Origin of the sequence: Streptomyces sp. NPDC088733, from assembly GCF_044751185.1 — a bacterium.
GTDB lineage: Bacteria > Actinomycetota > Actinomycetes > Streptomycetales > Streptomycetaceae > Actinacidiphila.
Genome location: NZ_JBIVLH010000054.1, coordinates 1 through 15,069 on the forward strand (window position 1 = coordinate 1; position 15,069 = coordinate 15,069).

The following is a 15,069-nucleotide window of genomic DNA, read 5'->3' on the forward strand; positions in this document are numbered from 1 at the left end:
ACAACACCAAGCCCGAATCAGCCACTACAAACGACGCGGTCACACACCACCCGAAGCTGCCCACCCGTCACGACAAAGACCGTTGCAGTACTAGGACGCTTTTGCGGCCGAGACGGTCCATCAGGTAACTCGTAGGAAGCCCGACCAGGGCCATACCGAGCGTGAAACCGGTGGCGAGCAGCCCTGCCTGGTCGAGGGAGAACCCGAACTCCGCGCGGATCTCCGGGAGCAGGGGGTAGAAAACCTGCCGATCCATGGCGTTGACCATGTACGACACGCACAGCACCGCGAACCCGACGACGACCCCGGCGCGCGTGAGCGACCTGGAGGAGGGCCCGGAGGAAACGGCCTGTGCAAGGGGTTTATCTGTCATGTGAGGGTTCCTTGAGGGACGACGACAGACGGCGCCCGAATGGACGGACACATGTCCGTCTAGCGAACACGTAAGCGTTGGGCGCAACGATGGGCACCGCATGAGGGCCTGTCAAGACATCCCGCACACCCATCCGTTGACAGACAACCGGGGGCGACGCCCCACGCACAGGGCTTCGGTGAACGTGACGCAACCTGCCCGGAAGGCGTCGTGCGGGTGGTATTGCGACAGCATTAGCGCATCGTCCGGCACCCGCGCCACGGGAGAACCATGGCGGAGCAGGTTGGAGTCCATGGCCTCCGGAAGGCCGTGCAGTCGGCCCCTACGCCCCGATCGCGGAGGGCCGCGCCCTCCGCGGACAATCGTCCGCTTCTATTTGCGCGCGCACAAACATATGTTACGGTCACGCTAACTGCCCCGGAGATCGCACCACCGTGATGCCATCTTCCGGGCGGTATCAGCGGCAGCGGGCGAACCACGTTCCGGCGCGACTCAGTACACCGCGGTCCTGTCCTTGCCCCAGCGATCGATCATGATGGGAATTCCGCCTCGCGACCTCGCTCGGCGACCTTCCCGTGGCCCCGGAGAACGAACCACACCGTCGATGAACGGAGAGGACGATGGGAAGTCACAGCAGTGAGGTGCGGGACGGCATGCGCATCGACTGGGATGTCCCGATCCCGATGGACGACGGGGTGGTGCTCCGGGCGGACGTGTTCCGGCCGGCGGACGAAGGACGCCACCCGGTGATCATGACGCACGGTCCGTACGCGAAGGGGCTTGCCTTCCAGGAGGGCTATCCGGGTATGTGGGCACCGCTGTCCGCCAAATACCCGGACGCGACGGCCGGCTCCTCCAACCGCTACCAGAACTGGGAGACCGTCGACCCCGAGAAATGGGTGCCGGAGGGGTACGTGTGCGTCCGCGTGGACTCGCGGGGCGCCGGGCGCTCACCGGGTCTGCTCGACATCTTCTCCCCGCGTGAGACCCGGGACTACTACGAGTGCGTCGAGTGGGCGGGCACCCAGCCGTGGAGCAACGGCAAGGTGGGTCTGCTGGGGATCTCGTACTACGCGATGAACCAGTGGCAGGTCGCCGCTCTGCGGCCACCGCACCTGGCGGCCATCTGCCCATGGGAGGGCGCCAGCGACCTCTACCGCGAATTCGCGCGGCACGGTGGGATCCTGAACACGTTCACCTCGGTGTGGTTCCCGGTGCAGGTGGCGGCGGTGCAGCACGGTGTCGGCGAGCGGGGCGTCCGCAACCCCAACACCGGGGCACTCGTCGCGGGGCCCGCCACCCTTTCCGACGAAGAACTGGCCGGGCGCCGTGCCGACGCTGCCGCCGAACTGCTCTCCCGCCCTGTCGAGGACGGCTGGTACCGGGAGCGCTCACCGGAGCTCGAGAAAATCGACCTTCCCGTGCTATCTGCCGTGAACTGGGCCCACCACCTCCACACCCGGGGCGGGTTCGAGGGTTACGCCCGCGTCGGATCGGCCGACAAGTGGCTGGAGGTGCACGGCAACGAGCACTTCGCGGAGTTCTACACCGACTACGGCGTGGGCCTGCAGAAGCGCTTCTTCGGGCACTTCCTCAAGGGGGAAGACACCGGCTGGAACCGGCAGCCGCCGGTCCAGCTCAACGTGCGCCACGTCGACGGGACGTTCGAGCAACGCGCGGAGCAGGAGTGGCCGCTCGCCCGTACCCAATGGACTGAGCTGGACCTCGATGCGGGGACCGGGGCACTGAGCGAGAAGGCGGACACTGTTGAGGAGCGTGCGGACTTCGCCGCCACCGGCGAGGGACTGACCTTCACCACCGAGCCCTTCGCGGAGGACACCGAGATCACGGGGCCGGCCGCCGCCCGCATCTACATCGCGTCCACCACCACCGACGCGGATCTGTTCCTGACCCTGCGGGTCCTGGACCCGGACGGCAAGGACGTGACCTTCGTCAGCGGCCTGGATCCAGCCGGCGTGGTCGCCATGGGCTGGCTGAGGGCCTCCCACCGCGCCACCGACCTCGGACGCAGTCTTCCCTACCGCCCGTGGCACACCCACGACCGCGTCAAGCCGCTCACACCGGGGGCCGTGGTCTCGCTGGACATCGAGATCTGGCCCACCTCCGTCGTGGTGCCGGCTGGCTACCGCCTCGCCCTGACCGTCACCGGCCGTGATTTCGAGCTGCCGGGCACCGGCCCCTGGCCCCAGGTCTACGGCGTGCCGATGAAGGGCCACGGCATCTTCCTGCACAACGACCCCGACGACCGCCCGGCCGACGTCTTCGCCGGCACCACCACCCTTGTCACGGGCCCCGCCCACCCGTCCCACCTCCTGCTCCCCTTCGTACCCAGGAGCACGCACCCGGCGTCGTGACCGCGGCGCCCCGCCGCGAATCATCCGCAGGGCGTGACCATGGTGAGCTGCGGCGCCGGCGAGGGGACCCGGATACCGCATCGCCCCCGAGCGGTCAGCTCAAAGGACTTGCTCGGCCCAAATTGTCTTGCCCAGTGAGGCGTAGCGGGTTCGCCAGCGATGGCAGCATCGGGCGAGGCTCTGTCTCACATCCGGTGGTAACGCCTGGTGATGTCAAATGCGTTGAGTAATAACCGCAGCTCAGGCCGCGGCAGACGCCCATGGGCCGCACGGAGCAACTTCATGGTGGAAGTCGGCCAGGACCCCGGCGGTATCGCCTCGGTCTGCAATAGAACCCTTCAGAGCGACCTCCGCCACGATGACTCTCCGCCACCACCGGATGTGGGACAGAGCCGTTCTTTGTGCAGTCCCTCTCCGCATGCGCACAACCCGGCCCTCCGGCGTGCCGACTCACCCCTGGGAGTGACCGAGTTCCACGTCGACGTCCTTGGCGCTTCCGTTGCCGACGGTGATCGTGGTCGCCATCGGCGGGAAGCCGCTGGCTATGAGCGAGTACTCGCCCGCGTCCAGGTCGCCGAAGGCGTAGGAGCCGTCGCCGCCGGTGGTGCCGCTCGCCACGACGTTGCCCGCGGCATCGACGAGGGTGACGCGGGCCTCGGGCAGCGGCAGCCGGCCGGCGCCGCCGAGGACGGTGCCCCGGACCCGGCCGCCGAGCCGCAGGGCGATGTCGACGTGGTTCGGGCCGGTGCCGGCGACCTCGACGGGGAGGGCGACCGGCCGGAAGCCGGTGGCGTTGACGGCGAGGGTGAAGTCGCCCGCGGAGAGCTTGTCGAAGCCGAAGCCGCCGTCCTGCCCGGTGCCGCCGCTGGCCAACACCTCGCCGCGGATGTCGGTGACGACGACCACGGCGCCGTCGACCGGGATGCCGTCGGCCTCGGAGGTGACGGTGCCGGTGAGGCCGCCGGTGCCGGACAGGACCACGTCGTAGGCGACCGGCTCCTCGCCGACCACGACCGTGGAGGCCTGCGGCTGGTGGCCGTCGGCCGCCGCGATCAGCACGTACGAGCCGGCGCCGGGCGCGCTGAGCGCGTAGCCGCCGTCGGGGCCGGTGGCGGCCCGGCCGAGCTGCTTGCCGGTGAGCGAGATCAACGTGAGCGTGACCCGCTCCACACCGGAACCGTCGGAGTCGCGGACCTCGCCATGGATGACGCTGGCATCGGCCACCGCCGCTTGTTCGGGCGCGGCGAGCCGGGGTGCGGCCTGTGCTGCCGCCCGCTCCCTGGGCTCGGCGGCACCCATCGCCTGCTGCATCCCGCTGGCGGTCCTCAGTGGCACTTCCTTGATGAAGACCACCAGCAGCAGCGCCAGGAACGACAAGGGGGCCGCCACCAGAAAGACGTCACCGGCGCCGTGCCCGAACGCGGACTCCACGACGGTGCGGATCGGCGCCGGGAGCGTCTCGAGGTCCGGTATGCCGCCGTCGGCGGAGCCGGCGGACGTCATGCCCAGCGCGGACAGGCCGTCCTTGGTGTAGTCGGTGACCCGGTTTGACAGGAGGGCGCCCAGCGCGGAGACGCCGATCGCGCCACCGAGGGTGCGGAAGAAGGTGACGACGGAGCTGGCCGCGCCCAGGTCGGCGGTCTGCACCTGGTTCTGCACGGCGAGGACCAGGTTCTGCATCATCATGCCGACGCCCAGGCCCAATAGCGCCATGTACATCGCGGTCTGCCAGAACGGGGTGTCGTACCGCAGGCTGCCGAGGAGAGCATTGCCGCCGGTGAGCAGGACGGCGCCGGAGACGAGGAACGCCTTCCAGCGCCCGGTGCGGGTGATGATCAGGCCGGAGACGGTGGAGGAGGCGGACAGGCCCGCGATCATCGGTATGGTGCAGATCCCCGCCATGGTCGGCGTCTTGTCGCGGGCCAACTGGAAGTACTGGCTGAGGAAGATCGTGCCGCCGAACAACGACACACCCAGGAGGAGCGAGGCGACTGAGGTGAGGCTGATGGTCTTGTTGCGGAACAGCCGCAGCGGCATGATCGGCTCGCTCGCCCGCGATTCGACCAGGACGAAGATCAGGACGAGCAGCAGCGCGCCTGCGACCATGGCGCAGGTCTGCCAGGAGATCCAATGATATTTGTCGCCGGCGAAGGTGACCCAGACCAGCAGCAGGCTGACGGCGGCGGTGATGAAGAAGGCGCCCGCCCAGTCGACTTTGACCTGGCGCTTGACGACCGGCAGGTGCAGGGTCTTCTGCAGCACGATCAGTGCGGCGATCGCGAAGGGTGCGCCGATGTAGAAGCACCAGCGCCAGCCCAGCCAGTCGGTGTCGACGATGACGCCGCCGAGCAGCGGGCCGCCGACAGTGCCGATCGCGAAGGCCGCGCCCAGGTAACCGCTGTAGCGGCCGCGCTCCCGCGGCGAGATCATCGCGGCCATGATGACCTGGGTCAGCGCGACCAGGCCGCCGACACCGACGCCCTGGACGACGCGGCAGGCGATCAGCATCCCGGCGTTCTGCGACAGACCCGCTACCAGTGAGCCCGCCACGTAGATCACCAGGGCCAGTTGGACCAGCAGCTTCTTGCTGAACAGGTCCGCGAGCTTGCCCCACAGCGGGGTGGTGGCGGTGCTGGCGAGCAGAGTGGCGGTGACGACCCACGTATAGGCACTTTGTCCACCGTGCAGGCTGGTGATGATCCTCGGCAGGGCGTTGGAGACGATCGTGGACGACAGGATCGCCACGAACAGCCCGAGGACCAGTCCGGTCAAGGAGCGCACGATCTGCTGGTGCGACATCGGTCCCGAATGATCTGGTTGGCTGCTGGTGTTGGCGTGCGCCCTCCGTATACGGGCCGGTGATGTCGTTGTTGCCATCGTCTTCCTTTTCGTGGAGTCCATGGAGGCCAAGGGCAATTGGCCAGGGCCAGAGTCAGGGGCAGGGACCGGGCACAGGCGTCGGATGCACGAGGTCCGCAAGGAGTCGCGCACGTGGTCGCAAAGCCGACTCGGCGCTCGCCCACCCGGTGAGTGATCAGCCGCAGCTGCTCCGCCACATGTGCTGCCTGTAGAGCCCGCACACTGCGCCGACATCCGGGTGGTGACGAGCGCATTGACTCGCTGATGTCGGTGGGCTCCGCCGGGCTCACGGAACGCCTGCCGATGACGGGGTGCGAACGGAAGCGGCGGCTGACTTCTCGTACAGCTCCTGCGATGCCCAATGGGCACCACGTTCCACTCATTCTTGCCCGAAGTAACCGTAAACGGACTTGATTTGTGGAGACAAATTTTTATGAGTAAAGACTTTCAAACGCGATAACCCGTCTCCGGCAAAGAGGGCGTACGCAGCATGCAGGATGGCTTCGGCATAAGGTCGTGCACGATCAGGGAACTTGCTATCGACAGGGCAGGCCGGCCACTCGCCGATGGGTATGCGGCGACGCCACCTTCGCGCTCGTTGGCTCTCATTGAGCCCGCGCGAAGGAGCCTGGACGAGAGCCCGAGCGCCGAGACCCCGGCTGAGCCTCCGCCGCACCGCACCCGCCTCGCGCCCAGCGCCAAGGCCCCGGGGGTACGTGCCATGGACAGCACCAACGCGGCAGCGACCCGTGCTCCTGGATATTTTCCGTCACTCGGCGGAGTTCAGCCCTCGACGGTGACGGCTCGTCGGTTCTTGGCGGTGGCTGGTTCCAGCGTCTGGGTCGGTTGTAGGCAGCCTGGGGTCCGGTTCCAGCGACGGTTGGATGCCGCGCTCCACGGCCTGTTCGGTGGTGCTGCTGAGCAGGGGAGCGGCGGCAGCACCACCGCGGCTGGCTCCCATGGCCTGGATCGGTTGGTCAGAGCGGCCCCGGCATCCGGGCGAGTGGGCCGAGGCGTTATGGACGATCTCCAGCCGGACAGGGTTCTCCGCGGCGTCGCGGTGCGCGCATGGCGTCGGTCAGGAGTCCCGCACGCTCGGCATTGCCTCCGTAGACAGCGGCTCGATCCAGTGCGTTCAGACCGCTGGTCTCGATGTCGGACACCGCGCGCTGCAGGGAACCGCGGTAGGGATAGTCGGAGCCGAGCAGAATCCGCTGTGCCGACATCGTGGCCTCCGCGCAGCTCAGTGCGGGCTGATGGTAGGAACAACTGTCCACAAGGCAGCGGGTGCGCAGGTATTCCAGGCAGTCGTACTGCGCGGCGCCGGTGCCGCTCTGATCGATGAGGCGCTGAGCGAGGTAGGGAAGTACCCCTCCCAAGTGGGGAATGATCAGCGTCAGTTCAGGTACGCGGTCGAGCGTCCCGGACAGCATCAGCTGCGCCGCCGTCACGGTTTCCTGCACGGGCGAGGCGATGCTGCCGAACAGCGTGAACGCCTCGAACGAGGGGTGCGCGGTGAAGTCATCCATGACCGGGTGCAGCATGAGGGAGAAGTTGCGGCGGGCCATCGCCTGGTAGACCGGCTCGAGGCGAGGCTCGTACAGACTCCAAGGACGCGTCACAGAGAAGCCGATGACGCCCTTGACCAAAGGGTGTCCTGCTACACGCTCGAGCTCTTCCAGGCTGCCCTCGGTGTCGCCGAAAGGAAGTGCGATGAGCACCGCGAACCGGTCTGGACGCCGTTCCGCTGCGGCCAGCAGCTCGTCGTTGCAACGTCGGGCCAGGGCGAGATAGCCGGCCCGATCGTCGCCCGGCGAGAGACGGCACGGGTGCGGGATGGACAGCAGGGCGGCGTCGATTCCGCACGCGTCCATCTCGGGCAGCCTGCCGTCGAGCTCGACGCAGGGTTCGGTCAACATCTTGAGGCCAGGGGATTCCTTGGCGACAGCCTCCGTGAGAGCAGGAGGGGAGTAATGCTGATGCACGTCGATGATCATGCTGGTCCTTTCTCGGAGTTGCCCCGGAAGCGGCCGCTCAGTCGGGCATCGCGGCGACGATCTGTTCCTCGGTGAGCGGCAGCGAACGCACGCGCACGCCGAGGGCGTCGTAGAGGGCGTTGGCGATGGCAGCGGCCGTCGGACCCTGTGCTGTCTCCCCGACACCGAGGGGCGGATTGCCATCGCCCGGCATCAGTGCGATATCGACCGCGGGGACCTCGGAGAAGCGCAGGATCGGATAGCTCTCCCAGTCCTCGCTGGTGACCGTCATCCGGTCGAAGCGCACGCGCTCCTTCAGCGTCCAACTGGTGGCTTGAACGGCACCGCCCTCGATCTGGTTCCGCGCGCCGTCCGGGCTGATGACCAGCCCCGCGTCCACAGCAAGGGTCAGCCGCCGTACCCGGACCTCGCTCACCGCCTCCACCTCGGCGACCACTGCGCAGTATGCGGAGGTGTTCTTGTACCGGGCGTAGGCGATGCCGTGCCCCAAGGATTCCGACGGCCGCCAACTGTCCCATTCCGCACGCCGTGCGACGGTCTCGACGAGGGCACGCGCCCGGGGGTCGGTCAGATGTGCGAGACGGAACTCCACCGGATCCCGTCCTGCCTCCAGGGCAAGTTCGTCCATGAACGACTCAGCCGCGAACACGTTGACGAAGGCGCCGAGCGACCGCAATGCGGAGGTTCGCAGCGGGACGGGCAGGACACGGTGGTTGACCGCCTTGCGGTACCCGAAGTCGTAACCGGGGACAGAGTTGCGCCCGGCTGCGCCACCATGGGTAAGGGGCGCCTCCGGCCCCGACTCGATCTCTTTGCCACCCTCTCGATGGCTCGCAGCCAGCAATCCGATCGAAGGCGTCATACCGGGCCGGGTGATGTGGCTGTTGCCCCAGATCTCCTGCTCCCAGGCCAGCACCTCTCCACCGGTGCCGACGTCGGCTGCGACCCTCACCACTGCTGCCGGTCCGAAGGGGGACCAGCCCAGTTCGTCGGCGCGCGACCACACGACCTGCACGGGACGGCCCGGAACTGCCAGGGCCAGCAGGGCCGCGTCCATGGCGCTGTCGTCCGCACCGTTGTGCCCGTAGCAGCCAGGCCCCTCGACATGGGACACGGTGATCTGCTTATCGCTCATATCAAGCGCCCGGGCCAGCTCCTGGCGCAGAATGTAGACACCCTGACTGTGCGTCCAGACAGCAAGCCGGTCCTCGCCATCTTCCGTGGTGAGGAGCGCGGTTGCGCTGGAAGGCCCCATTGACGCGTGTGCGATGTACGGGCGGTGGTATGTGGCTTCGTGGGACCGGGCCACCGCGAAGGCGGGGGGGCGCTCGCCTTGGTCGGCGAGCAGAGTGGTCACACGGGGGGCGGTGGTGAGGAACTTCGGAAGGTCGTCTTCGTCCGGGAGTGTCGGCGACTGTTGCCACACAGCACCCTTGCGCAGGAGCTCCACAGCTCTCAGGGCCACTTCCTCCCGATCCGCGATCACGGCAAGGAAATTCCCGTCGCGCACGGTCGTCACGACACCGGGCACGGCCAGGGTCGGCTCGGTATCCGCGGTATCCAGCGTCGCGCCCCGTGACGGCGGCCGCACGATTCGGCCGTACAGGAGCCCCGGGAGCACGAGGTCGTGTGCGAACCGGGACCTGCCGGCCAACTTGTCCGGCAGGTCGACGCGGGGCGCGTTGGTGCCCACCACCCGGTAGGCCGACTCGGACTTCGGTGCGACCGTCGCGGTAGCAGGCCGGTCGAGCAGTGCGTCGTCAGCCAGCTGCCAGTAGGTCGTGGTCCGCCCGTCAGGCGTGGTGATGCGCCCGTCGTCGACGGTGAGCTGCGTCGCATCGCACTGCATCAGAGCCGCGGCACGGTTCAGGTAGACCGCCCGAGCCTCCGCACAAGCGAACTGCAGTGCGGCACCGGAGTGCTGAATGGAAAGGCTGCCCGCCGTGAGCCCCTCGTTGGGGCTGACGCCGGTGGTGGCCGCCGTCATCCGCACCCGGGACACGTCCACGTCCAATTCCTCGGCGGCGATCTGCGCGAGGGCGGTGAGCACCCCCTGGCCGATCTCCACCTTGCCGGATCGGACCTCCACCTGGCCCTCTGGGTGGATGCGCAGCCAGCTGGACAACCAGGGGTTCGCTGCCAGGGACGGGGGCATCGCAGGTGTCGCCGGCGGTGTGGTCATCGGCCGGCCTCCGCTCGCATCTCGGTGGCGGCAATGAGAACCGCTCCCACCAACCGGTTGTGAGCGCCGCACCGACACAGGTTGCGGTCCAGAGCCTCGCGCACCTCGTCCTCCGACGGGTTGTCGTTCTCTTCCAGCAGGGCGGCCGCTGCTATCACCATGCCGGAGACGCAGTACCCGCATTGCGCCGCCTGCGCCTCCACGATCGCCCGGGCGACTGGGTGGGACTCGTCGGCGGTACCCAGCCCCTCGATCGTGGTTACCTCTTTGCCGTCGAGCGACCACACCGGGGTGTCGCATGAGAAGGTCGGATGACCGTCGACGAGGACGAAGCAGGCACCGCAGAGACCAAGCCCGCACCCGAAGCGGGTGCCCTTGAGGCCCAAATGATTGCGAAGCGCGTACAGCAGTGGTGTCTCCTCCTCGGTGCGCACCTCCCGCTCCTGCCCATTCACCCGAAGAGTGATGGGGGCAGGGCCTCCAGCGTTCTGATCCACCACGGCTGCCTCACTCTCTTTCCCTTACGCGCGAAGTCCACTGCGTGCGTCAGCGGGCCCACTCCGTCGCCGGCCCCGTCTCCCAGGCCTGGCAAGCGATGCCGCCGTACAGCGAGGTACCGCGGCGGCCCATTAAGTCGAGATCGGGCACCCAGTAAAACTGAACTATTTCCTCGACTTTAGTCGAGACAAACCTCCGCTTGCAAGTCTGTCCGTCGTCGCGGATCTCACCCCGGGGCTTGCTTCCCTATGGTCAAGGCCGCCGCCAGGGTCTTCGGATCGCCTGCTGTCCGTGATCGTCGTGCCGGTCGAGTACGGCAGTCGCCCCTTTGGGCATGGTCAGGCCGTGCTGCCGCCAGCGCCGGGACGGATCAGCGCCGTTATCAGCCGGGCTTTGTTGCCGTGCTGAAATCCGGTGGTCGCGGCGGAGCGCCGCGCTGGCCGCAGTCGGGTTGGCCCTCGGAGGGACGCCACCGCTCAACCGCGTGACGGGCAGCCGATCCGGAGATTCCACACCGTCGGAGGGGGCTCCGCGGACCGCGCCCTCGGATGCGCGGGGTGCCGGGTGCCCGGGGCAGATCTGTGAGCGCCATGGTGTCGGGCAGGTCGGTCTTCTCATGAGCCGGTTTCAGATACGGCGGCAGCACGAGCTATCGCGCGATGATTCGGAGCACGGCCAAGGTGGAAGCGGGGGAAGTTCGTGAGCGGGAGGCTACACTCGTCGTCCGCCCGTTCAGGCTGCAGACGGAGACTTCAGTGAGTGATGCGCCCCGCGGCGACTCCACGTTCAGGGTGTCACGGCCGCATCGTGCGGATGCTTTGCGGAATTTTGATGCCCTTTTGGCCGCCGCGAGAGACTCTTTGGCAGAGGGCGGTCCGACGGTCCCTTTGGAGGACATCGCTCAGCGAGCGGGGGTGGCGATCGGCACGTTGTACCGCAACTTCCCTACGCGTCAGCACCTGTACCACGCCGTCTTCGCGGAAGAGGTTGAGCGGCTCTGCGAGGTCGCGGCCCAGGTGGCCGATCTTCCGCCCTGGCCTGCGTTTGAAGCGTGGAGCCGGCGTTTCATCGGATACGATGCAACCAAACAAGCCATGCAGGGAACGCTGGATCGCAATTCAGAGATTTTCCGGGCTGGACGAGAAGCCTTGCGCGCTGCTGGAGAGCCGCTCTTTCGCAGGGCGCAGGAGGCTGGCACCATCCGTCCGGATGCCCAGTTGGAGGATGTCATTCGGCTTGTTGTCAGCGTGGCAGCGGGATCGTTCCTGGATGATGCGCAACGCGAGCGCGTGCTCTGCCTGGCGTTCGACGGCATTCGAGGAACGAGACGAGACGTACACGGTCTGGGACATGCTCCGGAATCGCAGCCCAGAGGGGGCGCGGGGTGAACGGCCGCTTCAAGACGTTGGCGTGTGGTGGCCCAGGGCGCCCGGATCTCGTCATCACTCGCAGCTTCGGGCCGAGCGATCGCGCTCCGAGCGTGCGTGACTGCCGATCGCCTTAGATGAACAGCCACACCGATCCGTGCACGATCCATGACCGTCACACATGCGGTTGCAACGGTCGGCTGGGGCGAGCCGTCCCTGGGGTCACAGGCCGCCCGGCGCTGCAGATGGAGGGACTGATGTGTACCGATGGCCCGGCGCGCCAAATGTCACGCGGCGGACGTGGCGCTCGTGGTCGGTTCGGAGACCCTAACCCTGGTGATGAGTGACGAGGGGATCGGCATCCCTGAGCACGGACGCCGAGGCGTGGGCGGGACGCCTTCTGCTTGCACGGCCAATACGAGCGCCGGATCTCCGACGGGTACGGCACCCCTTTAAGAGGTCGCCCGTGATGCGACCGGTGTGCTTGTCTCGACACTGACGTCGTGTTCGCGGCGGATGGCGTCGCGGTAAACCTCGCGCAGCCGCCTGCCCCGGCGGACCGTCCCCACCCCCGGCGACACCTGCTGGGATCTCACTGTTCCGCTTGTCGCCCGGGAGTCGATCGCTATTTGCGGTCGATGATCCGGACAGGCTGCCCGGTGGTGCGAGCGATGGTTTCGAAGTCGCGGTCGTTCTACACCAGCACGAGTCGCGCTTCTTTCGTGGCTTCGTCACGAGGAGACGCAGGCACCGGCGGGGCCGGGGCGGCGTGCATTAGCGTGCGGTGCGCACCCCGTCCAGCGCGACCCCCAGGACCCGGTCGCGCTGGGTCTCCTCCGGGAAGTAGGTGGAGCTGATGCCCGAGACCATGCGGAGCAGGTCGTCGAAGGAGATGTCGGTGCGGGCCTCGGCGGCCTTCTGGGCGCGTTCGAAGAGCGGGCCGCCCGCCTGGTACATGGAGTCGCGGCAGGCCAGGAAGACGTCGGACTCGTTGTTGAGGGCCTCGCGGATGGCCCGTTTGGTCACGGTGTAGTCGACGAAGCGGCGCAGCCAGGAGGTCAGCGCGTCCCAGGGCTCCAGGGCGGCGACGTCCTGGGCGACGCGGCACAGCTCGTTGACCTCGTCGGCGTAGACGGACTCGAAGAGGTGCCGGCGGGTCGGGAAGTTCCGGTAGAGGGTGGCGATGCCCACACCCGCACGGCGGGCGATGTCCTCCAGCGAGGCCTCGGCGCCGTTCTCGGCGAAGGCCTCGCGGGCCGCCGCCAGCAGGGCGTCGTAGTTGCGGGCGGCGTCCCTGCGGTGCGGGCGCTGGGCCGCGACGATCTCGCTGACGGGATACGGCTGCGCCGTCACTTCTGCCTCCCCGGCCGGAACACTTTGAAGTCGAGGTATTCCTCCGATATAGTGGAGGAATACCTCGACTTTATCGGCAGGGGGCGCACTTCTGTCGACACGTGTCACCACACGCGCCGACCGCGCCCCGATTCACCCCGTTACGGGCCTTGCACCGACGCAACGCCCCTCCCCTGACTTCCGGCGGACGCCGGCGCCCCTCACACGGGCCGCGCCCCACTCGCCCGCCCCGCACCACCAGCCCGCTCACACACCGCTGCCGGACGCATCCGCACCCGGCCGCGCCCTGTCCGGATCCGAGAGGCTCCTTCATGCCCCGACGCTCCACCCGCCTCACCTTCGCGGTCCTCGCGACTGGTGCGGGCGTGTTCTCCATGCTCCAGTCGCTGATCGCCCCGGCCCTGCCGACGGTCCAGCACGCGTTGCACACGTCCCAGTCCACGGCGACCTGGGTGATGACGGCGTACCTGCTGTCCGCCTCGATCTTCACGCCGATCCTGGGCCGCCTCGGCGACCTCATCGGCAAGAAGCGCACCCTCGTCGGCGTCCTCGTCGTCCTGACCCTCGGCTGCCTGCTCGCCGCGCTCGCCCCGACGATCGGCATCCTGATCATCGCCCGCGTCGTCCAGGGCATCGGCGGCGCCCTCTTCCCGCTGTCCTTCGGCATCATCCGCGACGAGTTCGCGCCGAGCCGGGTCAGCCCCAGCATCAGCAACCTGTCCGCGGTCATCGCGGCGGGCGGCGGCGTCGGCATCGTGGCGGCGGGCCCCATCGTCTCCGCCCTCGACTACCGCTGGCTGTTCTGGATCCCGGTCGGCATCGTGGCCGTCACCGCGCTCATCGCCTTCCGCTACGTGCCCGAGTCGCCCAGCCGCGCCGAGGGACGCGTCAACTGGCTCGGCGCCGGCCTCCTGTCCGGCTGGCTGGTGGCCCTGCTCCTGCCGCTCAGCCAGGCCGGCAACTGGGGGTGGACCTCGGTCCGCGTGATCGGGCTGTTCGTCGCCGCGGTGGTGCTGTTCGCCCTCTGGCTGCTCGCCGAGGCACGCTCCCGCCACCCGCTGATCGACCTGCGGATCATGCGTCTGCGCGCGGTGTGGACGACCAACACCGCGGGCCTCCTCTTCGGCGCCGGCATGTTCGCGCTCTGGTCCTTCCTCCCCGGCCTCGTCCAGACCCCACGCTCCGCGGGCTACGGCTTCGGGGCGAGCGTCACCTCGGCCGGCCTGCTGATGCTGCCGATGCTGGTCGCGATGTTCTTCTCGGGCGTGCTCAGCGGGCGCCTGGAGCCGGTCGTGGGGGCCAAGCGCCTCCTCGTCGCCGGCGCCGCGCTCGGCGCGGTGGCCTGCGGATTCCTCGCCGCGTGGCACGACCAGCAGTGGCAGGTCGCCACGTCGGCCGGCATCTTCGGCCTCGGCATCGGCCTCGCCTTCGCCTCGATGGCCAACCTCATCGTGCGCAGCGTCCCGCCGGAGCAGACCGGCGCCGCCAGCGGCATGAACGCCAACATCCGCACCATCGGCGGCTCCATCGGCGCCGCCCTCACCAGCGTCCTGGTCACCAGCCGCCTGCAGCCCTCCGGCCTGCCCTACGCCTCCGGCTACACCCACGGGTTCGCGCTGCTCGCCGTCCTGCTCCTCGCCGCGTCCCTCGCCGCCCTCCTCGTCCCGGCCCTGCACGGCCGGCACTCCGCGGGAGGCGTGGTCCGCGCGTCCGACACCCCGGCCCTGGTGGAGACGAAGGCCTAACCTGGCTTTCGTATGACGGTCGGCTCGTCGGCGACCCGTGCAGAACGGACGAGGCTCCCTGGCGGTTGAGCGAGATGTCTGACGTCTCAACTCTTCGGCCGGGGAGCCTCGTTAGTTACGCATCCTGCAGCACTGAACCTGCCTCATGCGCTGCGATGCTTATCGTCACCCTCGAGGATGACCGCCGCTGCAAGCTCCTGCCCTGGCAGCGCGCCGCCCTGCTCGCACTAGTACTGCAACGGTCTTTGCCGTGACGGGTGGGCAGCGGGCTCGTTGAGGTGGGCATGGGGTGGGATGTGGTGCTGTCTGATGCGAGCCGG

At 68.3% G+C, this 15,069-nt stretch carries 9 protein-coding genes; 3 read left to right on the forward strand and 6 right to left on the reverse strand.

What is annotated here, in order from left to right; translation table 11 throughout:
- Window positions 1-67: 67 nt before the first annotated feature.
- Complete coding sequence (locus ACIP64_RS41270; RefSeq protein WP_401597969.1) at window positions 68-373, reverse strand: MFS transporter; 306 nt, start codon at window positions 371-373, stop codon at window positions 68-70.
- Window positions 374-993: 620 nt separating this feature from the next.
- On the opposite strand from ACIP64_RS41270, the gene ACIP64_RS41275 reads away from it, so the two are divergent.
- Entirely contained in the window at window positions 994-2,748 is a 1,755-nt protein-coding gene (locus tag ACIP64_RS41275; RefSeq protein ID WP_401597972.1) for a CocE/NonD family hydrolase, read from the forward strand.
- Window positions 2,749-3,198: 450 nt separating this feature from the next.
- Here the strand turns inward: ACIP64_RS41275 and ACIP64_RS41280 are convergent, their stop codons facing one another.
- The 4 genes from ACIP64_RS41280 to ACIP64_RS41295 form a co-directional block, all read right to left on the reverse strand.
- Entirely contained in the window at window positions 3,199-5,625 is a 2,427-nt protein-coding gene (locus ACIP64_RS41280; protein ID WP_401597974.1) for an MFS transporter, read from the reverse strand.
- A gap of 998 nt (window positions 5,626-6,623) precedes the next feature.
- The gene (locus ACIP64_RS41285) at window positions 6,624-7,604 is read right to left on the reverse strand and encodes an amidohydrolase family protein (protein ID WP_401597977.1); all 981 of its coding nucleotides are present in this window, start codon (window positions 7,602-7,604) and stop codon (window positions 6,624-6,626) included.
- A gap of 37 nt (window positions 7,605-7,641) precedes the next feature.
- Window positions 7,642-9,786 carry a molybdopterin cofactor-binding domain-containing protein gene (locus tag ACIP64_RS41290; protein ID WP_401597980.1) on the reverse strand — a complete coding sequence of 715 codons (2,145 nt, stop codon included), beginning with the start codon at window positions 9,784-9,786 and terminating at the stop codon, window positions 7,642-7,644.
- Window positions 9,783-10,286, reverse strand: coding sequence for a (2Fe-2S)-binding protein (locus tag ACIP64_RS41295; protein ID WP_401597983.1), 504 nt, complete (start codon window positions 10,284-10,286; stop codon window positions 9,783-9,785). The genes ACIP64_RS41290 and ACIP64_RS41295 overlap by 4 nt, the downstream gene beginning before the upstream one ends.
- Window positions 10,287-10,943: 657 nt before the next feature.
- Between ACIP64_RS41295 and ACIP64_RS41300 the strand changes: the two genes are divergently transcribed.
- Entirely contained in the window at window positions 10,944-11,672 is a 729-nt protein-coding gene (locus ACIP64_RS41300; RefSeq protein ID WP_401597985.1) for a TetR/AcrR family transcriptional regulator, read from the forward strand.
- Between the two features lie 753 nt (window positions 11,673-12,425).
- Here ACIP64_RS41300 and ACIP64_RS41305 read toward each other — a convergent pair.
- Complete coding sequence (locus ACIP64_RS41305; RefSeq protein WP_401597988.1) at window positions 12,426-13,004, reverse strand: TetR/AcrR family transcriptional regulator; 579 nt, start codon at window positions 13,002-13,004, stop codon at window positions 12,426-12,428.
- Between the two features lie 311 nt (window positions 13,005-13,315).
- Between ACIP64_RS41305 and ACIP64_RS41310 the strand changes: the two genes are divergently transcribed.
- Complete coding sequence (locus ACIP64_RS41310; RefSeq protein WP_401597991.1) at window positions 13,316-14,749, forward strand: MFS transporter; 1,434 nt, start codon at window positions 13,316-13,318, stop codon at window positions 14,747-14,749.
- The last annotated feature ends 320 nt before the right edge of the window (window positions 14,750-15,069 follow it).

Coding starts and splice junctions, on each gene's coding strand:
- ACIP64_RS41285 (WP_401597977.1), bottom strand. CDS start 7,604: ATGATCATCGACGTGCATCAGCATTACTCCCCTCCTGCTCTCACGGAG.
- ACIP64_RS41270 (WP_401597969.1), bottom strand. CDS start 373: ATGACAGATAAACCCCTTGCACAGGCCGTTTCCTCCGGGCCCTCCTCC.
- ACIP64_RS41310 (WP_401597991.1), top strand. CDS start 13,316: ATGCCCCGACGCTCCACCCGCCTCACCTTCGCGGTCCTCGCGACTGGT.
- ACIP64_RS41275 (WP_401597972.1), top strand. CDS start 994: ATGGGAAGTCACAGCAGTGAGGTGCGGGACGGCATGCGCATCGACTGG.
- ACIP64_RS41280 (WP_401597974.1), bottom strand. CDS start 5,625: ATGGCAACAACGACATCACCGGCCCGTATACGGAGGGCGCACGCCAAC.
- ACIP64_RS41300 (WP_401597985.1), top strand. CDS start 10,944: ATGATTCGGAGCACGGCCAAGGTGGAAGCGGGGGAAGTTCGTGAGCGG.
- ACIP64_RS41290 (WP_401597980.1), bottom strand. CDS start 9,786: ATGACCACACCGCCGGCGACACCTGCGATGCCCCCGTCCCTGGCAGCG.